The sequence below is a fragment of the Microbacterium sp. CGR1 genome, from assembly GCF_001266755.1.
Lineage (GTDB): Bacteria > Actinomycetota > Actinomycetes > Actinomycetales > Microbacteriaceae > Microbacterium.
Genome location: NZ_CP012299.1, coordinates 3,239,592 through 3,260,356 on the forward strand (window position 1 = coordinate 3,239,592; position 20,765 = coordinate 3,260,356).

Consider the following 20,765-nt stretch of genomic DNA (forward strand, 5'->3'; position numbering starts at 1 on the left):
CGTGTCCTCGCTCGCCGCTGATGCCGTCGAGGCGAGCACCGCGCCCGCCCTGGCCCGGATGCCGCTGTCCTCGCACCTGCGGGAGGCGCGCACGCGCTCGTTCCGTGCGACGGCGGCGCTCCTGACCGGGGTGGTCGCCGGGTATCTCCTCTCGGACCAGATCCTCGAGGTCGTGCGAGCACCGATCAGTGCGCTCGCCGAATCGCGCGATGCGAGCCTCAACTACGACAGCATCACCGGGGCTTTCGACCTTCGGCTCAAGATCGCGGTCTTCGCCGGTGTCGCGCTGTCGAGTCCCGTCTGGATGCACGAGCTGCTCGCGTTCCTCGCTCCGGGTCTGACCACCAGAGAGAAGAGGTACACGTTCGGCTTCCTGGCAGCATCCGTTCCCCTGTTCGTCGGCGGATGCCTGATGGGCTTCCTTCTCTTCCCTCACATGGTCGAGCTGCTCGCGAGCTTCGCCTCGACCGAGGACAGCACGCTGCTGCAGGCGTCGTACTACGTCGACTTCATCCTCAAGATCGTTCTCGCGACCGGGGTCGCCTTCGTGCTCCCGGTGTTCGTCGTGATGCTCAACCTGCTCGGTGTCGTGTCGGCGGCGGCGATCGCGCGGAGCTGGCGTCTCGTCGTCGTCGCGATCGTCCTCTTCAGTGCGGTCGTGACCCCCGCGGCCGACGTGCTGTCGATGTTCCTGATCGCGATTCCCATGACCCTGCTGTTCCTGATCGCCCTGCTGCTCGCATGGCTGCATGATCGCAGGGTCGGGGAGTCGGCCGTCGGCACGACGGAGGCATGACGATGTTCGGACTCACGATCGAGAAGCTGTTCCTCGTCGCGCTGATCGCAGCCGTGATCATCGGTCCTCGGCGACTGCCGGAGTATGCGGGCCGTCTCGGCGCCCTCGTCCGCCGGGTGACGCTCACCGTCCGCGAGGCGGCGCGGCGAGCCGAGCAGGAGGCCGGAGTGGCGAGCATCCGCCAGGAATGGACCGCCGTGGATCCTCGGCGGTACGACCCGAGGCAGATCATCCGCGAGGCGTGGGATGCGGGGGAGGAGTCGGACGGCTCGAAAGCCGCTGAGGCCCCGCAGCCGGAGCCCGAGGGGCGCTGGATCGTGGCTGGATCGTCCGGTCATCCACGGCGCGTGTGGAAGCCCGCTGAGGCGGAGGCCCGCGTGCGCGGCGCCGACCTGCTAGACTGATTGAGCAACGTGAGTTCTGGCCGCCCTCTAGGCCACCACGGAGCCACTGATCAGGGCCATTACGGACCAAGCGCATCGATGCGCGCGGCATCCGCCTTCGATCTCACATCTTGCGGGTCGCGACAACGCGTGCCCGTCACACAGCAATGAGTATCACCATGAGCACGACCACTTTTCCTCCTTCCGATCCGTTGACCTGGAAACAGGCCGACACAGATGTGCACGTCGCGACCCGCGGCGGCGAGTTCGCCGGGTTCGTCGAATTTGACGGCACCGCGCATGTCGCCCGCGACCAGCGTGGTGACGACCTCGGCTCGTTCGAGTCGCTGGATGCCGCCCGTGACGCCCTCGAGAGCGCGAATGCGCCGAGATCTCGCCCGCGCAGCCTCACCTCTCCCTTTCGCCGCGCCCTCCGCAGCCGACCGCGTCGCGCACGCGCCTGACCGTTCCATGCGGGGGAACTGTGAATCGTCAAGGGATGCTGATGTATTCCCCAAATCGCATGAGGGCAGGGTTAGCCTGAGTTAAGCGTTCGGCGATCTGCCTTGGGCTTCACATCAGCTCAAGGGCTCCGATCGACGGGAGAGCAACATCTCCATTTCACAGGTCGAAAAGACCGACGCAGTTCTCGGACCGGTACGTCAGACGTATTCGGGCAATGCGGACATTCCTCCGATGACCCACGCCTACAAGCAGGTCTCGCAGGTCATCCGCGAAACCGGCCTCCTCCAGCGCGCCGGATGGTTCTACATCTTCGTGGCCGCCGGCATCGCCGTGGCTCTGGGCGGAGTCATCACCGGCTTCATCCTTCTCGGCGACAGCTGGCTCCAGCTCCTGATGGCCGGGGCACTCGGCATCATCCTCACGCAGGTGGCGTTCCTCGCCCATGAGGCCGCGCATCGTCAGATCCTCTCCACGGGCCCGGCGAACTTCCGCCTCGCCCGCATCCTCGCCGCCGGCGTGGTGGGAATCAGCTATTCCTGGTGGGACTCCAAGCACACCAAGCACCACGGCAACCCGAACCAGGTCGGCAAGGACCCCGACATCGAGGTCGACACGATCTCGTTCCTCGAGACCGACGCCGCGCAGTCCCGCGGTATCGTCCGTCTGATCACGCGCAAGCAGGGGTGGCTGTTCTTCCCGCTGCTGACGCTCGAGGGCCTGAACCTCCACTACCTGGGCGTGAAGCACCTGGTGACCAGCAAGAAGGCCAAGGGTCGCTGGATCGAGCTGGGCCTCATCGCCCTCCGGTTCGCGATCGTCCTCGTGCCTGTGTTCCTGATGCTGCCGCTCGGCATGGCATTCGCCTTCATGGGTGTGCAGCTCGCCGTCTTCGGCGTCTACATGGGCGCGTCCTTCGCGCCGAACCACAAGGGCATGCCGATCATCGATCCCAACGCCCGTCTCGACTTCTTCTCGAAGCAGGTGCGCACCTCTCGCAACATCCGTGGCGGATGGTGGGCCACCTGGCTCATGGGCGGACTCAACTACCAGGTCGAGCACCACCTGTTCCCGAACATGCCCCGCCCGCACCTCTCGAAGGCTCGCGAGGTCGTGCGCGACTACTGCGCCGCCAACAACGTGCCCTACACCGAGACCAGCCTCGGCCGGTCGTACGCGATCGTGATCGAGTACCTCAACCGCGTCGGTCTCGCCGCCGGTGCTGATCCGTTCGACTGCCCCGCAGCGGCCCAGTTCGTCCGGGCGTAGACACTCTCGCGGCATCGCAGCCGACCCGCACATCGAACGGCCCCATCCTTCGGGATGGGGCCGTTCGCATGCCAGACGGTCAGTTCCGCCGGATCCAGCGGAACGTCGCGCGGCTGAGGATGAAGCCGACCACGAGCCATGCGGCGAGGGCGACCGCCACGAGCCCGAGATCCCATGATCCGCTCGGCTCTGCCGAGGAGAACGACTCGGGCAGGATCGCCGCGCGCATACCCTGAGCCATCCACTTGAGGGGAAAGACGGAAGCGACGTTCTGCAGCCATTCCGGCAGCGCGGTGAAGGCGATGTAGACGCCGGAGATGAACTGCAGCAGCAGCACGACCGGGATCACCACGGCGGACGCCGTCTTGCCCGACCGCGGCACGGCAGACAGTGCGATGCCGAGAAGCGTGCAGGAGAGCAGGCCGAGCACGAAGACCCAGGCGAAGCGACCCCAGGCCTCAGCATCCGAGGGCAGCTCGACCTGATAGAGGACGACCGCGACGACCAGCAGCAGAGTGATCTGCAGGATCGCGGTGACGAAGACCTCACCGATCTTGCCGATGAAGTACGTCGCCGGTGAGATCGGCGTGCTGCCCAGCCGCTTGAGGGTTCCGTCGCTCTTCTCCACTGCGATCTCGATCGACAGGCCCTGCATCCCGGAGAGGAAGATGCCTCCTGCGACGAGACCGGGAAGGTAGTACGTCGCCATGCTGATCTTGTCGGGCCCTTCGCCGATGTCGCCCGTGAAGATCGTCGCGAAGATGAGGTACATGAGGGTGGGGAACAGGAAGGTGAAGAAGACCTGGTCGCTGGCGCGGAAGTACTGACGCAGTTCGAACGGGATGCGGCGTACCCCGAGGCGAACCGTGCGAGCGAGCCCGAAGTTCGGCGTGGCAGTCGTGGTGCTCATGCGGACTCCGCCACATCTGCCCGCAGGGCCTCTGCGGTCGGATCGGAATCGGATGCGGCTCCGTGCTCACGGATGAGGCCGAGGTAGATGTGCTCGAGAGTGGGGCGCACGACCTCGAGGCCGTCCGGCTCGCCGCCCGCTCGCTGAAGCTCGGAGACGACCGCACCGGGAGCGGTCGTGCGCTGCTCGTGGCGCACGCCGGCGGCATCCCTCCAGCGAACCATCGGCGTCCTCGCCTCGGGCCCGCCGATCTCGTCGATCTTCCCGATCGCCACGATGCGCCCGTCTGTGATCACCGCCGCGCGATCGCCCAGCCGGGCGGCCTCATCGAGATAGTGAGTGGTCAGCAGGATGCTGGTGCCCTCGGACTTCAGGGTGCGGATGAGCTGCCAGAACTGCTGTCGGGCCTCGGGATCGAAGCCGGTCGTCGGCTCATCGAGGAACAGGAGTTCGGGGCGTCCGATGATCCCGAGGGCGACATCGAGACGGCGCTGCTGACCACCGGACAGCTTGCCCGCTCTGGATCGCTGCTTGTGCTCGAGCCCCACGGCGGCGATCACCTCGTCGACCGGACGAGGGTGGGGGTAGTAACCGGCGAACTCGGTGAGCAGCTCCCGCACGGTGAAGTTGCCGGCCTCTCCGGTGGACTGCAGGACGATCCCCAGTCGCGCCTTCCACGCCAGACCGCCGCGCTGGGGGTCGACACCGAGCACGCGCACGTCGCCGGACGTGCGGTGACGATAGCCCTCGAGGATCTCGATGGTCGTCGACTTGCCCGCGCCGTTCGGGCCCAGAAGAGCGAAGGTCTCTCCCCGGCGGATGTCGAAGCTGATGCCGTCGACTGCGACGGCACCCCCGTACTCCTTGCGGAGATCCCGCACCTCGATCACGCTGTCTGTCATAGGTACAGCGTGCACGCTGACGGCTCCGAGCGATAGCAGGACGGGTGAACCGAGCGAGGGCGTAGACGGATATCCGCCCACGCCCTCGCTCGGTCAGTCAGGAGAAGTCGCTCAGCGGGAGGCCTTCTGATCGGACTCGACGACCTCGATGGTGATCTTGCCGTCGATCGTCTCGGCGTTCTCGTCGAGGAGCTCGTCCTCCAGCGCCTCGTCACCGCGGAACTCCTCGTCGCCGGTGACCTCGTCGACCGCGTCGTCGGAGTCGTCGATCAGCTCGGCTTCCTCGACTTCGACGGTCTCGGTGTCGGTGTCGTCATCGACCTGCGACGCGGCTGCTGCAGAGCCGACGGATGATGCCTCGTCGCTGAAGATGCCCTCCGGGCGGATCAGCTCGCGCACCTCGGCCATGAAGCTGGCGAGCTGCTGCTGCTGCCAGCGCAGCTGGCGCGCGTGGTCCTCGGCATCCCGCAGCACGGCGGACGTGTGACCCGTCACCGAGTCGACGATCTTCTGCGACTTCACGCGGGCACGGTCCAGGGTGTCGCGGGCGCGCACCTGAGCATCCGCTTCGATGGTCTGCGCCTGCGACCGCATCAGGCGCTCGTAGTCGTCAGCCTTCGCCGAGATGCGCTGCGCGTGATCGAGCGAAGCGGCCACCTGCTCGTTGGCATCGGTGGTGATGCGCTCGGCGTGGGCGACGGCCTGGTTGTGCAGCACCAGGAACTCCTGCTGAGCGTCGTCCTGCCGACGGGTGAGCGTCTCCTCGAACTCGAGGACGCGGGCGTTCATCTCGCGCACCTCGCGCTCGGCCTCGGCGCGCAGCTGGGTGGTCTCGCGGGTGACGAGCGAGCGGAGCGCCGCAGCGCCCTTCTCCGCCTCGGTGCGGATGGCCGTGGCCTCCTGCGTCGCCTGATGCACCCGCTCTGCGGCGTGCGCGGCCTCGCGCTCGAGCGTCGCCTGGTGGGCGGTGTACTCGGTGTCGATCTTCAGGCGCACCTGGTCGGCGTCGTGCTGAGCGTGCGCGATGATGCGGGTGACGTCGGCATCCGCCTCGGCCCGCTGTGCGGTGACCTCTTCGCGCGCGGCCGCCATCAGACGGTCGGCCTGCACGGCGGCGTTCTGGATGAGGACGTTGGCCTGCTCCTCGGCCACCCGGAGGATCGCCTCGAACTGCTCCCGCGACGGTGCCTCCTGGCCATCCGCGCGCGGGGTGTCGACGAGCTCGTTGGTGAGGGTGGCGACCTGCTGCTCGGTCTCGGCAGCCTTCGCCTTGGTGGCGAGGAGCTCCGCCTCGAGCTCTTCGCGGGCGATGCGCTCTTCTTCGCGAAGCGCCTCGACTGCGTCCTCGTGACGTGCCTCGGTGGCGGCGAGGTCGGCCTTCGCCTGCTTCAGCTGATTGCGCAGAGTGCTGAGGGCCGAGTCGACCTCCGCCTTGTCGTAGCCGCGGAACGAGGCCGTGAAGCCGGACTGCTCGCGCGGCGTCTCTTCGATCAGCTTGTCGAAGAAGTCGGGGGTCCGGTCGTTGTCGGGGGATTCACTCATGGGTCGGCCTTTCCGGCGCAGGTCACAGGGACTGAGAGCTGTGATGAGAAATGGTGCCGTCGCGAGGCCGGCTGTGGGCTGGCCGGTGCGTGATCAGCAGTAACACAGCCTAGTTGCGGCGGCTGTGAGATGCACCCGATGTTCCGGTACGCACTGGGCTTCTCTACTCCGCGATCCACGACTCGGTCGCATCGTCGCGCCGGTGCCGCAAGGGCGGCCCGGGCGAGACCTGGACGCCCTCAGCGCGTGCTGCGGCGGAGACGGCGGAGCGCAGGTCTGACCAGAACTCGGAAGTGTTGGGAACGCCCAGATGTTCGCGGATCCTCTCCACCTGCAGACGGGTCCCGTTCTCATCGTCGACCACCCGCACGATCGCGTCATCCGGTTCGACGAATCGGATGCCGTAGCCTCCGCTCGCGAGCGAGGTGAACTTGCGTGGCTGCTGACGCACGACCCCGTCGACGATCTCCCTCGCCGTGGCCTCAGAGGTCTGCAGCACCAGCGTCGCGCCCAGTTCCTCGAGTATCCCGCTGAGGCGGTCGGCCGCGTGACGCTGCTCTGCTCTGCCGCCGGCGGCGCCGGTGGAGCGACGGACCCAGCGGGGAAGGAGGAGCGCGAGCACGATGATCGCGCCGATCGCGGCGATGTAGATGAGCGGATTGTCCACGGATACAACCTACGTGCACCTCGTCCCCGAGGCCTTGGAGGAATTTAGCTCTAGTGCTACGTTCGGAGCATGACGATCGTCCGCGGTGTCCGTGCTCAGCTCCGTCGGCGACTCCTGATCACCTATCGGGTCGAGCCGGAGGTCGCCGCCTCCCTGCTGCCCACGGGATTCCGCCCGCAGATCGTCGACGGGTCTGCGGTGGCCGGCGTGTGCGTGCTGGGGCTGGAGTCGATCCGACCGAGCTGGGCGCGGCGCCGGTGGGGTCTGCGCTCCGAGAACGCCGCCCACCGGGTCGCCGTCGAGTGGGACACCGCGGATGGCGTGCAGAAAGGCGTCTTCATCGTCGGTCGGCACAGCTCGTCGTGGCATCCGGTCATCTTCGGCGGACGGTTGTTCCCGGGGGTGCATCGCCGAGCGAGGTTCGAGATCGAGGAGGGGGATGATCGCTACGCGGTCACGATGGATGCCGGCGAGCACAGTCTCTGCGCGGATGTCGAGGTGGGAGGCGCATGGTCGAGCTCTCTCTTCGCCTCGATCGACGAGGCCTCGGACTTCTATCGCGCCGGTCGGCTCGGCTGGTCGGCGGCGCGGGGAGGGCGCAGCGTCGAATCGGTCGCGCTCACCACCGACGCGTGGAGGGTCGAGAACGCACACCTGCACAGCGTGAGCTCGTCGTTCTTCGACGCTCTTCCCGCCGGCTCAGCGGTGTTCGACAGTGTCGTCGTGATGCGCGATCTTCCGCTGACGCTGTCGGACGTGCGCGAGTCCCGGATCGACGCGGTGCTCAGCCCAGCAGGAACATGATGAGGATCAGCACGGGCAGGCAGCCGAGAGTGGTCAGGAATACGGTGTCGCGCGAGATCGTCTCGCCGATGTCGTAGCGCTGCGAGTAATTGAAGACGTTCTGTGCGGTGGGGAGCGCGGCGAGGATCACGACGATCAGCACCTCGGCCGGCGAGAGCCCGAAGACGAACTCGGCCACCACCCACGCGATCAGCGGCATCGCGAGGAGCTTGAGCGAGGTGGCGAGGATGATGTCCCGCCGGTGGCCGGGAGCCCCGAGCACGCGCTGGCCGTGCAGGGAGATGCCGTAGCTGATCAGCAGAACCGGCACGGCGGCATCGGCGATCAGCTGAGCCGGCTCCATGATGATGGGCGGTACTGTGAGGCCCAGCACCGAGATGAGCGTGCCGAGGAGCGACGCGATGATGATGGGATTCGTCGCCGTGCGCACGAGCGTCTTGCGCAGCGAGACGCGATCGCTCGTGACGGCGTCGAGGATCGTCAGCGAGATCGGGGTGAACACCAGCAGCTGCATGAGCACCACCGGTGCGGGGTACGCGGCGCTGCCGAGAAGGTAGAGCGACAACGGGATGCCGATGTTGTTCGAGTTGACCTGCCCCGCCGACAGCGCTCCGATCAGGGTCTCTCCGACCGGACGCTTCCACCAGAGCCGCGCGATGAGTGTGTAGATCCCGATGATCGCGACGGCCGCTATCGCCGACACGGGGAGCAGCGAGGAGAAGAGCATCTTCGCATCGGCGTGGGCGAGCACGGTGAAGAGCAGGAACGGCGACAGCACGAAGAAGATCAGACGCCCGAGCACGTGCCGGGCGTGCGGTCCGAGCAGGTCGATCCGGCCGAGCAGATAGCCGAGTGCGATCGCGACTCCCACGACGGCGAATCCGGTGAGCGTCTCGAGCATGGTTCGAGCGTATCCAGCCCGGAGGCACGTCGCCGCCACCGGCACGGTCGGCGCGCGGGAGTCCGCCGTAGCAGTCGGAGTGGGCCCGCGTCAATGGATGAGCTCCGATCAGCGTCAAGACGGGGTGCGGCCATACGCTGAGAACACGACGAGCAGCATCTGCCGCTCTCCGTCGGTCGAACCAGACGGTGCCCTCGAGTTCTCTCGGTCTTGAGCGCCCACATGGGGGTGGGTGCGCTTGCGGACCTTCTCATCGACTGCTCCGGTCCCCCCGTTCGGGCGCGGGGGACCGGAACCAACTCCCTCGGGAGTGGCCGCTACTTCAGGCGGAGCATCCTCTGCACGGCCTTCACGCCGGCGTTCGCGCTGCGGGCGCGCATCGCGGACTCGAGCTCCTCGAGCGATTCCTTCGTGTCCACCCGGGGCTCGCCGAGGTAGAGGTCGCGGAACACGAGATACCAGAAGTCGCTCAGCATGAGTCGATAGAGATCGTTGAGCGCGCGGTCGGTGAGGAACTCGAAGAGCTCCACATGGGCTTCGATCCATCCCTCGCCCGTCTCGACGGACCGGATGGCGTCGGCGATCAGTTCGCACGCGATGGCGAGATCCGCCTCGGACAGCGCAAGCGCGGCCTCACGGATGATCTCCCCGCCCTGAGAGGCGGCGAACTCGCGGGTGATGCGGGACCGCTCGTCGGTGATGTCGGTGACCATCGAGTAGCGGTTCGCGTGGACCTCCATCAGACCGGCGCGCGCCAGTCGCTGCACGGCCTCTCGGACGGGGGTGCGGGTGACTCCCAGATCGTCTGCGATCGCCTTGTCGCTCAGTTTCGCGCCAGGCGCGTAGGTGCCGTCGGCGATCGACGTCGCGAGTCGACGAAAGAGCTCTTCAGCTCCGAGGTTCCGCTGCGCCCCAGGCACAACGGGCAGTTCAGGTCCCATATCGGTATATTACGACGCATAGGTATGGCGGGGCTGTCCACCGAGCGAATGCGTGTTTGACCTGCGGCCCGTGCACCTGCTCGACGCATCGAGACGGTCGTCCTGAGACGTGTCGTCTCGTGGCTGGAGCGCGTGACGACAGGCGCAGAACCAGCAGCCCAGGGGAGCGGAGCAGACACCGACTCTCACCGGAAAAAGCGGAAACCCCCGCCATGTAGAAGCTAGGCGAGGGTTCCTAAGGTGACTGCAATGATCACCCTGTGGCTCCGACGGGCGTCGATCCCGTGACCTCACGATTTTCAGTCGTGCGCTCTACCAACTGAGCTACAGAGCCATGCGACCGGCTAGACCTGTCGCATCTAGACGAAAGGCCCTTCTCGAAGAAAAGGGCCCGTCGCTTAGAGCGACCCTGACGGGACTTGAACCCGCGACCTCCGCCGTGACAGGGCGGCACGCTAACCAACTGCGCTACAGGGCCATACTTGTTTTCAATTGTACCGGAAGGAGTGACCCCAACGGGATTCGAACCCGTGCTACCGCCGTGAAAGGGCGGCGTCCTAGGCCGCTAAACGATGGGGCCGAAGTCTGTCCCGGAGGACTTCCTTGCCGACGCTCAAGCATAAGGGAAGATCTGAGCAAAACGCGAATCGAGGGCGAGCCTGCTGCCTCCCGGGCGTGTTCAGGAGGACGATGGACTCACATCGCTGTGCCCTCTCCCGCTGTCCGCCCCCTGGTGCGGATGTGAAAGAAGTTGTTAGTGTGGCATCTGTGAAACCGGCGAAAGGGGCCGTGTGAACGACCATCACTCCACGTCGGATGCTGCTGCGGCGGCGTCCGACGACTGCGGCTGCGCGCCGACCCCTGCGGAGAGCCGCGCGTTCTGGAAGGACCGTTCGGTCACCCGTCGCAGCGCCCTCACATTCGGCGCGCTCAGCGTCGTCGCCCTCAGCGCCTTCGGCGTCTCCTCAGGAGTGACCGCCGCGTACGCAGCCTCGTACCCCAGCTGGGACGACGTGCAGAACGCCATGAACAACGAGTCCGCGAAGGCAGCGGAGGTCACGCGCATCGAGGGACTCATCCAGTCGCTCAAGCAGCGGGTGGCGGATGCGCAGGCCAAGGCCGTGCTCGCGGGCGAGGAGTACAACGCCGCGCAGCTCGCCTACTTCGATGCCATCGCCGTCGCGGAGGAGCTCCAGTCGAAGGCCGATGAGCAGGCCGTCGCCGCCGATGACGCCACGAAGAAGGCGGCCCAGCTCGCGGCGCAGTTGTATCGCAACGGCGGCGACGATACCGCCCTCGAGCTGTTCTTCGCCGGCTCGGCCGACAACGCCGACCAGCTGCTCTCGCGTCTCGGCACGATGGACAAGGTCTATCAGTACAACCAGACGGTGCACGACAACGCGGTCGCTGCCCGCAACTCGGCCCAGCAGCTCACCGATCAGGCTGTCGTCGCCCGCACGGAGCGCGATCGCCTGCAGCAGATCGCCGAGCAGAAGATGATCGAGGCTCAGGCCGCTGCGGACGCCGCTCAGGCTGCGCTCGACGAGCAGTCGGCGAACCTCGCGACGATGCAGGCACAGCTCTCAGCCCTGAAAGACGCCACGGCGACGACCGTGGCCGGGTACAAGGAGGGCGTGCGCGTCGCGGAGGAGGAGCGCAAGCGTCGCGAAGCGGCCGAGGCCGCGGCAGCCGCCGCAGGCAACGGCGGCGGCGGAGGTGGCGGCGGAGGCGTCGGCGGTTCGCCGGGTTCCGGCGGCTGGGTTCGACCGCACGGAGGACACCGGAGCGCCGGATTCGGCCCCCGGCCCAAGCCCTGCGCAGCCTGCTCCGGCTACCACTACGGCGTCGACCTCGCGAACGGGTGCGGCGCGGCGATCTATGCGGCGCAGTCCGGCACCGTCGACTACGCCGGTCCGCGCGGCAACTACGGCAACTACATCCGCATCCAGCACGGTGGGGGAGTCTCCTCCGGCTATGCCCACATCAGGGACGGCGGCTTCGCCGTCCGCAGCGGGTCGTGGGTCAACTCCGGTCAGGTCATCGCCTATGCCGGCAACACCGGAGCATCCGTCGGCTGCCACCTGCACTTCGAGGTGTACATCAACGGCGCGTACACCAACCCGATCACGTTCCTCGCAGATCGCGGCGTCTCGGTCTGAGATCGACCACGACGAGAAGACCCCCGGCCGCTGAGCGGAACCGGGGGTCTTCTCGTCGGAGCCTGGGGTCAGTGACCCTGCTCGCCGAAACGGACGATCGCCTCGTCGAGGATGCGCTGCGCCTCTGCGGCGTCGCCCCATGCGTCGACCTTGACCCACTTGTTGGGCTCGAGGTCCTTGTAGTGCTCGAAGAAGTGCTCGATCTCCTTCTTGGTGTACTCGGCGACGTCGCCGATGTCCTGGATGTGGGCCCAACGGGGGTCCTTCGACAGCACGGCGACGAGCTTGTCGTCTCCGCCGGCCTCGTCGCTCATCTTGAGCACGGCGACCGGGCGCACCTCGACGACGACGCCGGGGTAGATGGCGTGGTCGAGGAGCACGAGAACGTCGAGCGGGTCGCCGTCCTCGCCGAGGGTGTTGTCGAAGTAGCCGTAGTCGGCGGGGTACCCGAAGGTCGTGTAGAGCACGCGGTCGAGGTGCACTCGTCCGGTCTCGTGGTCGACCTCGTACTTCACGCGGCTGCCGCGCGGGATCTCGATGACGGCGTCGTGTGCGCCCATGCGTGTGCTCCTCAGAAATGACGGTTGGATGCCGCGCACTAGCCTAGCCGGGCCGTCGACGGGTGCTGTCAGCGTTCGGCGGCCGGGGCGATGCCGAGCAGTGCATCCTGGACGGCCGCCGTGCGGTCGCGGATGGCGGCAGCCACCGCGGCGACCGCGGGCTGGCGCAGCGAGTCCGGACGCAGCACCATCCAGTAGGGCAGGCGCTCGGCGAAGTCGTCGGGGAGGAGCCGCACCAGATCGGCGTGGCCGTCGGCCAGGAAGCACGGAAGGAAGCCGATCCCCGCGCCGGCGCGTGTGGCCTCGACGTGGACGAAGACGTTGGTCGAGCTGAGCGAATCCGGCATCCCCGGCACGAGTCGTCGAGGAGCATCCAGATCGTCGACCTGGAGCATCGAATCCACGAAGTAGACCAGCGGATGCCTGCTCAGCTCATAGGAGTCGCCGGGCGTCCCGTGCTCGTCCAGGTACCCGTGCGACGCGTACATTCCCAAGGTGTAGAAGCCGAGTCGGATGGCCTCGGCGCGGTGCACCTGCGGTTCTCCGACCACCACTTCCAAGTCCAGCCCGGAACGGTACTGCAGAGCCCGCCGGGTGACGTTGACGATCTCGACGCTGAGTCTCGGATACTTTCGCCGCAACTGCGCGACCGCGGGCGCGATGACGAACGCACTGAACCCGTCGGTGGCGGAGATCCGCACCACCCCGGCTATCTGATCGGACGCGGCTTCTCCTTCATGGATCGTCGCCACCGCCGTCTCCACGTCCTCGGCAGCGCGCACCGCCCGACGCCCGAGGTCGGTCAACTCCCACCCTCCCGAGCTGCGGGCGAGGACCCGCCCGCCCAGGACTCTCTCCAATGCGGCGATGCGTCGCGAGACTGTCGTGTGATTCAGCCCCAGGCTCTGGCCGGCAGTCGTGAAGCGACCGGTGCGCGACACGGCGAGAAGGATGAGGAGATCGTCGGCGTGCGGCTCGGAGGTACTCGGGGAAGATGTCACATCTGCAATTGTGCACTCCGTCTCTGCTCGACTGGTCATTGGCGCACAGAGCCGGGCGTGCACATACTGGCGGAGGCCGCCCGCAGACGGGATACCGGCCCGCCAGGCAGCTGTCGACGAGGACGCTGCAGAACACGAAGGAGTGCATTCATGGGCGTCGAGCAACCGGTCGACTCGCAGGTCGAGACCCGAACATCCGGGCTGAAGAAGATCGTGGCCGCCTCGATGGTGGGCACGGTGGTGGAGTGGTACGAGTTCTTCCTCTACGCCACCGCCGCATCGCTCGTGTTCGGCACCTTCTTCTTCCCCAACGCCGGCACCGAGCTCGACGGCATCATCGCCGCATTCCTGACCTACGCGGTCGGATTCATCGCCCGACCGCTCGGCGGCATCGTGTTCGGCCAGATAGGCGACAAGCTCGGCCGCAAGCACACCCTGCAGATCACCATCATCCTCGTCGGGGTCGCGACCTTCCTGATGGGGTGCCTGCCCGGCTTCGATTCGATCGGCTACTGGGCGCCGACGCTGCTCGTGCTCCTGCGATTCATCCAGGGGTTCGCCGTCGGCGGTGAATGGGGCGGTGCCGTGCTGCTGGTCGCCGAGCAGAGCCCCGACAGGTCTCGCGCGTTCTGGTCGAGCTGGCCCCAGGCCGCCGTCCCGGTGGGCAACCTGCTGGCGACCCTGGTGCTGCTCGGCATGTCCTGGGCGCTTCCCGCCGACCAGTTCCTGAGCTGGGGATGGCGCGTGGCGTTCTGGGTCTCGGCGATCGTCGTCGTCATCGGCTACTACATCCGCCGGCACGTCAGCGAGGCGCCCATCTTCCTCGAGGCCCGCGCACAGGTCGAGGCCGACAAGGCCGTGAGCTACGGAGTCCTCGAGGTCGTGCGCAAGTACCCGCGCGGCATCTTCGGAGCCATGGGCCTGCGCTTCGCGGAGAACATCCTGTACTACATCATCGTCTCGTTCACGATCGTGTACCTGAAGACGGTGCACGCCTACGACACGAGTCAGCTGCTGCTGGCGCTTCTGGTCGCGCATGCCATCCACTTCGTCGTGATCCCGCAGGTCGGCCGGCTCTCGGACGCCTGGGGACGCAAGCCCGTCTACCTCGCCGGCGCGGTGCTCGGAGCCAGCTGGGCGTTCTTCGCATTCCCGATGTTCGACACCCAGAACCCGTTCGTGATCATCGCGGCGGTCACGATCGGTCTGTGCTTCCACGCGCTCATGTATGCGGGGCAGCCGGCGATCATGGCCGAGATGTTCCCGACCCGCATGCGCTATTCCGGCGTCTCCCTGGGGTACCAGGTCACCTCGATCGTCGCGGGCTCGCTCGCGCCGATCATCGCCACGGCCCTGCTGCAGGACTTCGGCTCGTGGCTGCCGGTGGCGATCTACGTCGCGGCAGCTTGCGCCGTCACCGCGGTCGCGGTGGTCACCCTCAAGGAGACCCGCGGGGTGTCCCTGCACGACATCGATGACGCGGATGCACGCAAGCACGGGCTGAACACTCCCCGGGTGAGCGCGGCATGACCGAGCGAAGCATCGAGAGGCCGGGTGGGGCCGGTCTGTCGCTGAGCGGCCGCCGAGCCCTGGTGACGGGAGGCGCCAGCGGGATCGGCCTGGCGGTCGTGCGAGCATTGGCCGCGCGTGGCGCTCACGTCGTGGTCGCAGACAAGGATCGCGCGCAGTGCGAGGCCGCCGCGGCCGAGGTCGGAGGCTCGAGCTGGGTGGTCGATCTGCTGGAGCCGGCCGCCGTCACCGACGACCGGCTGGCCGACGTGCTGGCCGGTGTCGACATCCTGGTGAACAACGCCGGGATCCAGCACATCAGCCCGATCCAGGATTTCGATCCCGAGGACTTCCGACAGATCGTGACCCTCATGTTAGAGGTTCCGTTCCTGCTGATCCGCGCGGCTCTGCCGGAGATGTACGCGAACGGGTTCGGCCGCATCGTGAACGTCTCATCGGTGCACGGACTGCGCGCATCGCCCTACAAGTCCGCCTACGTCGCGGCCAAGCACGGGCTGGAGGGACTGTCGAAGGCCACCGCGCTCGAAGGAGGGGAGCACGGCGTCACCAGCAACTGCGTCAACCCCGGCTACGTGCGCACGGCGTTGGTCGAGAAGCAGCTGTCCGACCAGGCGCGTGTGCACGGCATCCCTGAAGCCGAGGTGCTGGCGAAGATCATGCTGACCGAAAGCGCGATCAAGCGCCTGATCGAGCCCGACGAGGTGGCATCGCTGGTCGCCTGGCTGGCGAGCGACGAGGCGTCGATGGTCACCGGGGCGAGCTACGCGATGGACGGCGGCTGGTCGGCGCGATGAGGAACGAGCCGCGTCCAGAGTCGATCCAGGAGCGATGACAGAGGTCCGGTGAGCCAGAGCAGCAGCAGGGCGAGGTACCCCACCCCTCCGAGGCTGCTCGCCAGCAGCATCGCCACCGCCGAGAGCAGGATCGAGGCGATGTCGGCGGCGGCACCGTGACGGATGCGGGAGGGCGGCGTCTTCGTCAGGTCAGGGTGCCGCAGCAGATAGATGCGCGCGCCGAGCGTGGTGATCTGCGTGGCGATGAGCGTGCCGATGTAGAGGACCACCTGCAGTGGGTCGGTGTCCATCTGACCGAGCATCGCCGTAGGCACCGGCAGCCAGACGATCGTCGCCATCCAGGCCACGTTGAGCCAGAGAAGCGGTCTCGTGATCCGCGTGACCTCGTCGTACTGTCGGTGGTGCCCCATCCAGAAATTGGCGATGAGGACGAAACTCAGCCCGAAGCTCAGCAGCTGTCCTGCATGCTCCTGCAAGAACTCGGCGGTGCCCAGACCTCCGGCGGCGGCCTCGGACACGGACTCCATCAGCGGCAGGATCAGCAGCGTCATCGCGATGGCGACGACCGCGTCGACGAACGCCTTGAATCGTTCGGTCCTGAACCGCAGCACGTGATCCGTCACGGCGCCAGGCTAGAGCGCGATGCCCGTCGAGCGCGAGCGCTGTGCGGTGATCCGTCCCCGTGATCTACCGTTGGTCTGTGCCGTCGCTCTCTCCCGTCATCGCCGAGATCCGCCTCGCCGTGCGCACCGCGCTCGCCGATCTGCCCGAGGGGTCGACAGTCGTCGTCGCTCTCTCCGGGGGAGCGGACTCCCTCGCGCTCGCCGCGGCGACCGCTTTCGAGGCGCCCAAGCTCGGGCTTCGGGTGGGCACGCTCACCGTCGACCATGGGCTGCAGAACGGGTCGGATGCCGTCGCCGCGCGCGCTGCGAGAGCGGCGGCCGCGCTGGGGCTCGACGCGCTGGTCGTGCGCGTGGAGGTCGGCGCTGACGGAGGCCCTGAGGCAGCGGCGCGAGACGCGCGGTACCGGGTGCTGAAGGACGCCGCGACGGATGCCGGTGCGGCGGCCGTGATCCTCGGGCATACGCTCGACGACCAGGCCGAGACGGTGCTGCTCGGTCTCGCACGCGGATCCGGCGCCGCGAGCCTGCAGGGGATGGCTCCCGTGCGAGAGGACGATGACGGACTGCGCTGGGTGCGCCCGATGCTCGGGGTGCGGCGCGAGACCACACGAGCGTTCTGCGCGGAATCCGATCTCGAGGTCTGGGACGACCCGCACAACACAGAGGATCGGTTCGCCCGGGTGCGGGTGCGCGACCGGGTCCTTCCGGTGCTCGAGACCGAGCTCGGCCCCGGCATCGCCGAGGCGCTCGCGCGCACCGCCGAGCAGCTGCGCGAAGACGCCGAGGCGTTCGACGAGATGATCCACGAGACGATCGAGGACATCGTCGAGCACGCCGAGGCGGGGATCTCCGTGAGCGTCGCCGCACTCGCCGCGAACCCCGCCGCTCTCCGCAACCGCATCATCCGACTCGTGGTCGACAGCGAGTTCGGCGTGAGCCTGACCCGATCGCAGACCCTCGAGGTCGCTCGTCTGGCGATCGACTGGTCGGGTCAGGGGCCCATCGATCTGCCGGGGTGCTCGGCGGCTCGAGCGGGCGGTCGCATCGTGTTCACCGCGCGCTGAGCCGCGGCATCCCACTCCTCGCGGCGACGGAGAACTCCCGCGGTCGCCTCCTCAGGAGGGGGCCGCAGGGGTGTCGTCCGGCAGGCTGGCGGGGGCTACTTCTTTCCGCCCAGCAGGCCGCCGAGGATGTCTCCGATTCCGCCGCCGCCCGACGAGCTTCCGCCGCCGAGGAGGCCGCCGAGGATGTCTCCGATTCCGCCGCCGCCCGTGGAGCCGCCGCCGAGGATGCCGCCGATGACGTCACCGATTCCGCCGCCGCCCGACTGCGACTCTGCAGGCGCGGACTTCGCGGACTTGTCCTTGGTGGCGTTGGCGATCAGGCCCATCACGATCGGAGCGAGGATCGGAAGGAGCTTGCCGAAGTCGATGCCGGCGGTCTCCTTCGATTCGGTGAGCTTCTGGGTGACCTTCTGCTCGTCGTCGCCGAGGATGTGCGAGACGATCTTGCCGCCGTCGGTCTGATCGATGTCGTCGACCTTCGCCGCACCGGTCCGTCCCTCGTGGCGCTTGAGCGCGTTCTCGATCGCGGAGGAGCCCTCGGCGGTCGAGGCGTTCTTGGCGAGGCCGCCGAGCAGCACCGCTCCGCCCTGTTCGACCGCCTCCTTGGCGACGTCGGGGGAGACTCCGAGCTTCGCGGCGATGTCGTCGATCGGGACCTGCTTCAGGATGTCGTCGAGAGCCATGGGTGAATCCTTCCGTCCGGGGCGTCCGCCCGTCACACCGTCAGAGTAGTGGGGATGCCGGCGCGCATCCGGAATTCTGGTCGACGATCTGCGGATGCTGTGCAGAACCATGGTGATGCGTCGCCTAAAATCGATCCATGCGCGCCGCGGAGATCCAGGACGACCTTGCTCAGATCCTCGTCACAGAGGAGGAGATCATCGCGAAGCTCGATGAGCTCGCGGCCCAGGTGGCGATCGATTACGAGGGCAAGGAGATCATCCTCGTCGGCGTGCTCAAGGGCGCGGTCATGGTCATGGCCGACTTCGCTCGCGCACTTCCGTTCCACGCTCCGATGGACTGGATGGCCGTCTCGAGCTACGGTGCGAGCACCAAGTCGAGTGGTGTCGTGCAGATCCGCAAGGACCTCGACACCGACCTGAACGGCAAGCACGTGCTGATCGTCGAGGACATCATCGACTCGGGTCTGACCCTCAGCTGGCTGCTCGAGAACTTCGAGTCGCGCGGCGCGGAGTCCATCGAGGTGCTCGCCCTCCTCCGCAAGCCCGAGGCCGCGAAGGTGGTCATCGACTGCAAGTACGTCGGCTTCGACATCCCGACCGACTTCGTGGTCGGCTACGGCCTCGACTACGACGAGCGCTACCGCAACCTGCGCGATGTGGCCGTGCTGGCCCCGCACGTCTACAGCTGAGCGGACGGTCCGGCGCACCCGCTACGCCGTGGGTGAACGCACAGCGGCCACCTAGGGCGCGCGCGATACGCTGATCCGACCATGGATGTCAAGAAGCTCACGCGGAACCCGCTGATCTACGTCGCTCTGATCGGACTGCTGCTGTTCGGCGGCTTCCTGCTGATCTCGAACCTCGGCGCCCCCAAGCAGATCACGACCCAGGAGGGTCTCGAGCTGCTCGGCGGCAAGACGGTGACCGAGGTCGTCAACACCGACGGCGACCAGCGGGTCGACATGACCCTGTCCAAGGCCTTCGAGGGCGCGGACAAGGTGCAGTTCTACTACGTCGACGCCCGGGCCGAAGAAGTGGTCACGGCGATCAACGACGCCGACCCGAAGGACGGCTTCAACGATGCCGTTCCGCGTGCGACCTGGTTCGACGGCATCCTCTCCCTTCTTCTTCCTCTCGTGCTGCTCGGCCTGCTGTTCTGGTGGCTCCTGTCGTCGATGCAGGGCGGCGGCGGCAAGGTCATGCAGTTCGGCAAGTCCAAGGCCAAGCTCGTCAACAAGGAGACCCCGACCGTCACCTTCGCCGACGTCGCCGGTGCGGACGAGGCGATCGAGGAGCTCCACGAGATCAAGGAGTTCCTGCAGGACCCGGCCAAGTTCCAGGCCATCGGTGCCCGCATCCCGAAGGGCGTGCTGCTGTACGGCCCTCCCGGAACCGGAAAGACGCTGCTCGCCCGCGCGGTCGCCGGCGAGGCGGGAGCCCCGTTCTACTCGATCTCGGGTTCCGACTTCGTCGAGATGTTCGTCGGTGTCGGCGCATCGCGAGTGCGCGACCTGTTCAACGTGGCGAAGGAGAACTCTCCCGCCATCATCTTCATCGATGAGATCGACGCCGTCGGTCGTCACCGCGGTGCCGGCATGGGCGGCGGAAACGACGAGCGCGAGCAGACGCTCAACCAGATGCTCGTCGAGATGGACGGCTTCGACCCGAACGCGAACGTCATCGTGATCGCCGCGACGAACCGTCCCGACATCCTCGACCCCGCGCTGCTGCGTCCGGGCCGCTTCGACCGCCAGATCGGCGTCGACGCCCCTGACCTCCGCGGCCGCCAGAAGATCCTCGAGGTGCACGGCAAGGGCAAGCCGCTGTCGAAGAGCGTCGACCTCGAGGTCGTCGCCCGCAAGACTCCCGGATTCACGGGTGCCGATCTCGCGAACGTCCTCAATGAGGCCGCGCTGCTGACCGCCCGCTCGAATGCGCAGCTGGTCGACAACCGCGCGCTCGACGAGGCCATCGACCGTGTGATCGCCGGCCCTCAGCGTCGCACCCGCGTGATGAAGGACAAGGAGAAGCTCATCACCGCGTATCACGAGGGCGGTCACGCTCTCGCAGCTGCGGCGATGAACTACACCGACCCTGTGACGAAGATCACGATCCTGCCTCGCGGCAAGGCCCTCGGCTACACGATGGTGCTGCCGCTCGACGACAAGTACTCCGTCACGCGCAACGAGCTGCAGGATCAGCTCACGTACGCGATGGGTGGCCGCGTCGCCGAGGAGATCATCTTCCACGACCCGACCACCGGTGCCTCGAACGACATCGAGAAGGCGACCTCGATCGCCCGCAAGATGGTCATCGAGTACGGCATGACCACCCAGGTGGGTCCGGTCAAGCTCGGTTCCGAGGGTGGCGACATGTTCGTCGCGCGCGACATGGGCCGTGGCCGCGAGTACTCCGAGAAGGTCGCGGAGCGGGTGGATGCCGAGGTGCGCGCACTCATCGAGCAGGCGCACAACGAGGCGTACGAGGTCATCAGCGCCAACCGCGACATCCTCGACAGGCTCGCTCTGGCCCTCCTCGAGGAGGAGACGCTGGACCACAACCAGATCGCCGAGATCTTCACCGAGGTGAAGAAGCTCCCCGAACGTCCGCTGTGGCTCTCGAGCGAAGACCGCCCCGTCTCGGAGCGTCCTCCGATCGAGGTCCCGAAGAAGGACGTCTCGCTGGCCGCTTCGATCCAGGCGCCGGCGTCGGCTCCGCGCACACAGCCAGGATCGGCGGGAGCCGGTCAGGCTCGACCAGCGACGGCCTGACCC

General features: G+C 67.2%; 21 protein-coding genes and 3 tRNA genes. 11 read left to right on the forward strand and 13 right to left on the reverse strand.

Annotation, left to right across the window (positions count from 1 at the left end; genetic code table 11):
- Position 1: 1 nt before the first annotated feature.
- The 4 genes from tatC (at position 2) to AKG07_RS15495 (ending at position 2,910) form a co-directional block, all read left to right on the forward strand.
- On the forward strand, positions 2-796 hold the full coding sequence (gene tatC / locus AKG07_RS15480) for a twin-arginine translocase subunit TatC (protein ID WP_308418034.1): 795 nt from the start codon (positions 2-4) through the stop codon (positions 794-796).
- On the forward strand, positions 793-1,200 hold the full coding sequence (locus AKG07_RS15485; RefSeq protein WP_053098708.1) for a Sec-independent protein translocase subunit TatA/TatB: 408 nt from the start codon (positions 793-795) through the stop codon (positions 1,198-1,200). Before tatC ends, AKG07_RS15485 begins: the two co-directional genes overlap by 4 nt.
- A 158-nt stretch (positions 1,201-1,358) precedes the next feature.
- Complete coding sequence (locus tag AKG07_RS15490) at positions 1,359-1,643, forward strand: hypothetical protein (protein WP_150115151.1); 285 nt, start codon at positions 1,359-1,361, stop codon at positions 1,641-1,643.
- Positions 1,644-1,791: 148 nt separating this feature from the next.
- Positions 1,792-2,910: a fatty acid desaturase family protein gene (locus AKG07_RS15495; protein ID WP_053098710.1), complete on the forward strand. Its 1,119-nt coding sequence runs from the start codon at positions 1,792-1,794 to the stop codon at positions 2,908-2,910.
- A gap of 79 nt (positions 2,911-2,989) precedes the next feature.
- On the opposite strand, the gene AKG07_RS15500 is transcribed toward AKG07_RS15495, so the two are convergent.
- From AKG07_RS15500 to AKG07_RS15515, 4 genes are all read right to left on the reverse strand, one after another.
- A complete protein-coding gene (locus tag AKG07_RS15500; protein ID WP_053098711.1) occupies positions 2,990-3,820 on the reverse strand; it encodes an ABC transporter permease in 831 nt (276 codons plus the stop codon).
- The gene (locus AKG07_RS15505; protein ID WP_053098712.1) at positions 3,817-4,722 is read right to left on the reverse strand and encodes an ABC transporter ATP-binding protein; all 906 of its coding nucleotides are present in this window, start codon (positions 4,720-4,722) and stop codon (positions 3,817-3,819) included. The genes AKG07_RS15500 and AKG07_RS15505 overlap by 4 nt, the downstream gene beginning before the upstream one ends.
- A 111-nt stretch (positions 4,723-4,833) precedes the next feature.
- The gene (locus AKG07_RS15510) at positions 4,834-6,264 is read right to left on the reverse strand and encodes a hypothetical protein (RefSeq protein WP_053098713.1); all 1,431 of its coding nucleotides are present in this window, start codon (positions 6,262-6,264) and stop codon (positions 4,834-4,836) included.
- Positions 6,265-6,427: 163 nt separating this feature from the next.
- Positions 6,428-6,931 carry a hypothetical protein gene (locus AKG07_RS15515; RefSeq protein WP_053098714.1) on the reverse strand — a complete coding sequence of 168 codons (504 nt, stop codon included), beginning with the start codon at positions 6,929-6,931 and terminating at the stop codon, positions 6,428-6,430.
- A 69-nt stretch (positions 6,932-7,000) separates the two neighbouring features.
- Here AKG07_RS15515 and AKG07_RS15520 point away from each other — a divergent pair, with 69 nt between their 5' ends.
- Positions 7,001-7,735: a DUF2071 domain-containing protein gene (locus tag AKG07_RS15520; protein WP_053098715.1), complete on the forward strand. Its 735-nt coding sequence runs from the start codon at positions 7,001-7,003 to the stop codon at positions 7,733-7,735.
- On the opposite strand, the gene AKG07_RS15525 is transcribed toward AKG07_RS15520, so the two are convergent.
- From AKG07_RS15525 to AKG07_RS15545, 5 genes are all read right to left on the reverse strand, one after another.
- Positions 7,716-8,636 (reverse strand): AEC family transporter, encoded by a 921-nt coding sequence (locus AKG07_RS15525; RefSeq protein WP_053098716.1) that lies wholly within the window; start codon positions 8,634-8,636, stop codon positions 7,716-7,718. The genes AKG07_RS15520 and AKG07_RS15525 overlap by 20 nt on opposite strands.
- A gap of 317 nt (positions 8,637-8,953) precedes the next feature.
- The gene (locus AKG07_RS15530; RefSeq protein ID WP_082297981.1) at positions 8,954-9,577 is read right to left on the reverse strand and encodes a GntR family transcriptional regulator; all 624 of its coding nucleotides are present in this window, start codon (positions 9,575-9,577) and stop codon (positions 8,954-8,956) included.
- Between the two features lie 261 nt (positions 9,578-9,838).
- Positions 9,839-9,911, reverse strand: a tRNA-Phe gene (locus tag AKG07_RS15535).
- 70 nt (positions 9,912-9,981) lie between these two features.
- Positions 9,982-10,055 (reverse strand) — tRNA-Asp (locus AKG07_RS15540).
- Positions 10,056-10,084: 29 nt separating this feature from the next.
- A tRNA-Glu gene (locus tag AKG07_RS15545) sits at positions 10,085-10,157 on the reverse strand.
- 211 nt (positions 10,158-10,368) lie between these two features.
- Here AKG07_RS15545 and AKG07_RS15550 point away from each other — a divergent pair.
- Positions 10,369-11,736 (forward strand): peptidoglycan DD-metalloendopeptidase family protein, encoded by a 1,368-nt coding sequence (locus tag AKG07_RS15550; protein WP_053098718.1) that lies wholly within the window; start codon positions 10,369-10,371, stop codon positions 11,734-11,736.
- Positions 11,737-11,804: 68 nt separating this feature from the next.
- Here the strand turns inward: AKG07_RS15550 and AKG07_RS15555 are convergent, their stop codons facing one another.
- Complete coding sequence (locus AKG07_RS15555; protein WP_053098719.1) at positions 11,805-12,296, reverse strand: inorganic diphosphatase; 492 nt, start codon at positions 12,294-12,296, stop codon at positions 11,805-11,807.
- A gap of 68 nt (positions 12,297-12,364) precedes the next feature.
- Positions 12,365-13,336 (reverse strand): LysR family transcriptional regulator, encoded by a 972-nt coding sequence (locus AKG07_RS15560; RefSeq protein ID WP_053098720.1) that lies wholly within the window; start codon positions 13,334-13,336, stop codon positions 12,365-12,367.
- Between the two features lie 111 nt (positions 13,337-13,447).
- Here AKG07_RS15560 and AKG07_RS15565 point away from each other — a divergent pair, with 111 nt between their 5' ends.
- Both AKG07_RS15565 and AKG07_RS15570 read left to right on the forward strand, forming a co-directional pair.
- Positions 13,448-14,827: an MFS transporter gene (locus tag AKG07_RS15565; RefSeq protein WP_053098721.1), complete on the forward strand. Its 1,380-nt coding sequence runs from the start codon at positions 13,448-13,450 to the stop codon at positions 14,825-14,827.
- Positions 14,824-15,621, forward strand: a complete 798-nt coding sequence (locus AKG07_RS15570) for a 3-hydroxybutyrate dehydrogenase (RefSeq protein ID WP_053098722.1) — start codon at positions 14,824-14,826, stop codon at positions 15,619-15,621. The genes AKG07_RS15565 and AKG07_RS15570 overlap by 4 nt, the downstream gene beginning before the upstream one ends.
- Here AKG07_RS15570 and AKG07_RS15575 read toward each other — a convergent pair.
- On the reverse strand, positions 15,588-16,244 hold the full coding sequence (locus tag AKG07_RS15575; RefSeq protein ID WP_053098723.1) for a TMEM175 family protein: 657 nt from the start codon (positions 16,242-16,244) through the stop codon (positions 15,588-15,590). The genes AKG07_RS15570 and AKG07_RS15575 overlap by 34 nt on opposite strands.
- 77 nt (positions 16,245-16,321) lie before the next feature.
- On the opposite strand from AKG07_RS15575, the gene tilS reads away from it, so the two are divergent.
- Complete coding sequence (tilS, locus tag AKG07_RS15580; RefSeq protein WP_053099371.1) at positions 16,322-17,308, forward strand: tRNA lysidine(34) synthetase TilS; 987 nt, start codon at positions 16,322-16,324, stop codon at positions 17,306-17,308.
- A 95-nt stretch (positions 17,309-17,403) separates the two neighbouring features.
- Here tilS and AKG07_RS15585 read toward each other — a convergent pair whose 3' ends face one another.
- Entirely contained in the window at positions 17,404-17,991 is a 588-nt protein-coding gene (locus AKG07_RS15585; protein ID WP_053098724.1) for a DUF937 domain-containing protein, read from the reverse strand.
- Between the two features lie 137 nt (positions 17,992-18,128).
- Here AKG07_RS15585 and hpt point away from each other — a divergent pair, with 137 nt between their 5' ends.
- Positions 18,129-18,680 carry a hypoxanthine phosphoribosyltransferase gene (gene hpt, locus AKG07_RS15590; RefSeq protein WP_053098725.1) on the forward strand — a complete coding sequence of 184 codons (552 nt, stop codon included), beginning with the start codon at positions 18,129-18,131 and terminating at the stop codon, positions 18,678-18,680.
- Positions 18,681-18,761: 81 nt separating this feature from the next.
- Positions 18,762-20,762 carry an ATP-dependent zinc metalloprotease FtsH gene (gene ftsH, locus AKG07_RS15595; RefSeq protein WP_053098726.1) on the forward strand — a complete coding sequence of 667 codons (2,001 nt, stop codon included), beginning with the start codon at positions 18,762-18,764 and terminating at the stop codon, positions 20,760-20,762.
- The last annotated feature ends 3 nt before the right edge of the window (positions 20,763-20,765 follow it).

Bases quoted from the DNA above. Each gene is read 5' to 3' on its own strand.
- AKG07_RS15525 (WP_053098716.1), bottom strand. From the start codon at position 8,636: ATGCTCGAGACGCTCACCGGATTCGCCGTCGTGGGAGTCGCGATCGCA.
- AKG07_RS15530 (WP_082297981.1), bottom strand. From the start codon at position 9,577: ATGGGACCTGAACTGCCCGTTGTGCCTGGGGCGCAGCGGAACCTCGGA.
- AKG07_RS15500 (WP_053098711.1), bottom strand. From the start codon at position 3,820: ATGAGCACCACGACTGCCACGCCGAACTTCGGGCTCGCTCGCACGGTT.
- AKG07_RS15505 (WP_053098712.1), bottom strand. From the start codon at position 4,722: ATGACAGACAGCGTGATCGAGGTGCGGGATCTCCGCAAGGAGTACGGG.
- AKG07_RS15555 (WP_053098719.1), bottom strand. From the start codon at position 12,296: ATGGGCGCACACGACGCCGTCATCGAGATCCCGCGCGGCAGCCGCGTG.
- AKG07_RS15520 (WP_053098715.1), top strand. From the start codon at position 7,001: ATGACGATCGTCCGCGGTGTCCGTGCTCAGCTCCGTCGGCGACTCCTG.
- AKG07_RS15585 (WP_053098724.1), bottom strand. From the start codon at position 17,991: ATGGCTCTCGACGACATCCTGAAGCAGGTCCCGATCGACGACATCGCC.
- ftsH (WP_053098726.1), top strand. From the start codon at position 18,762: ATGGATGTCAAGAAGCTCACGCGGAACCCGCTGATCTACGTCGCTCTG.
- AKG07_RS15490 (WP_150115151.1), top strand. From the start codon at position 1,359: ATGAGCACGACCACTTTTCCTCCTTCCGATCCGTTGACCTGGAAACAG.
- AKG07_RS15510 (WP_053098713.1), bottom strand. From the start codon at position 6,264: ATGAGTGAATCCCCCGACAACGACCGGACCCCCGACTTCTTCGACAAG.
- AKG07_RS15485 (WP_053098708.1), top strand. From the start codon at position 793: ATGACGATGTTCGGACTCACGATCGAGAAGCTGTTCCTCGTCGCGCTG.
- AKG07_RS15565 (WP_053098721.1), top strand. From the start codon at position 13,448: ATGGGCGTCGAGCAACCGGTCGACTCGCAGGTCGAGACCCGAACATCC.
- AKG07_RS15570 (WP_053098722.1), top strand. From the start codon at position 14,824: ATGACCGAGCGAAGCATCGAGAGGCCGGGTGGGGCCGGTCTGTCGCTG.
- AKG07_RS15560 (WP_053098720.1), bottom strand. From the start codon at position 13,336: ATGACCAGTCGAGCAGAGACGGAGTGCACAATTGCAGATGTGACATCT.
- hpt (WP_053098725.1), top strand. From the start codon at position 18,129: ATGCGCGCCGCGGAGATCCAGGACGACCTTGCTCAGATCCTCGTCACA.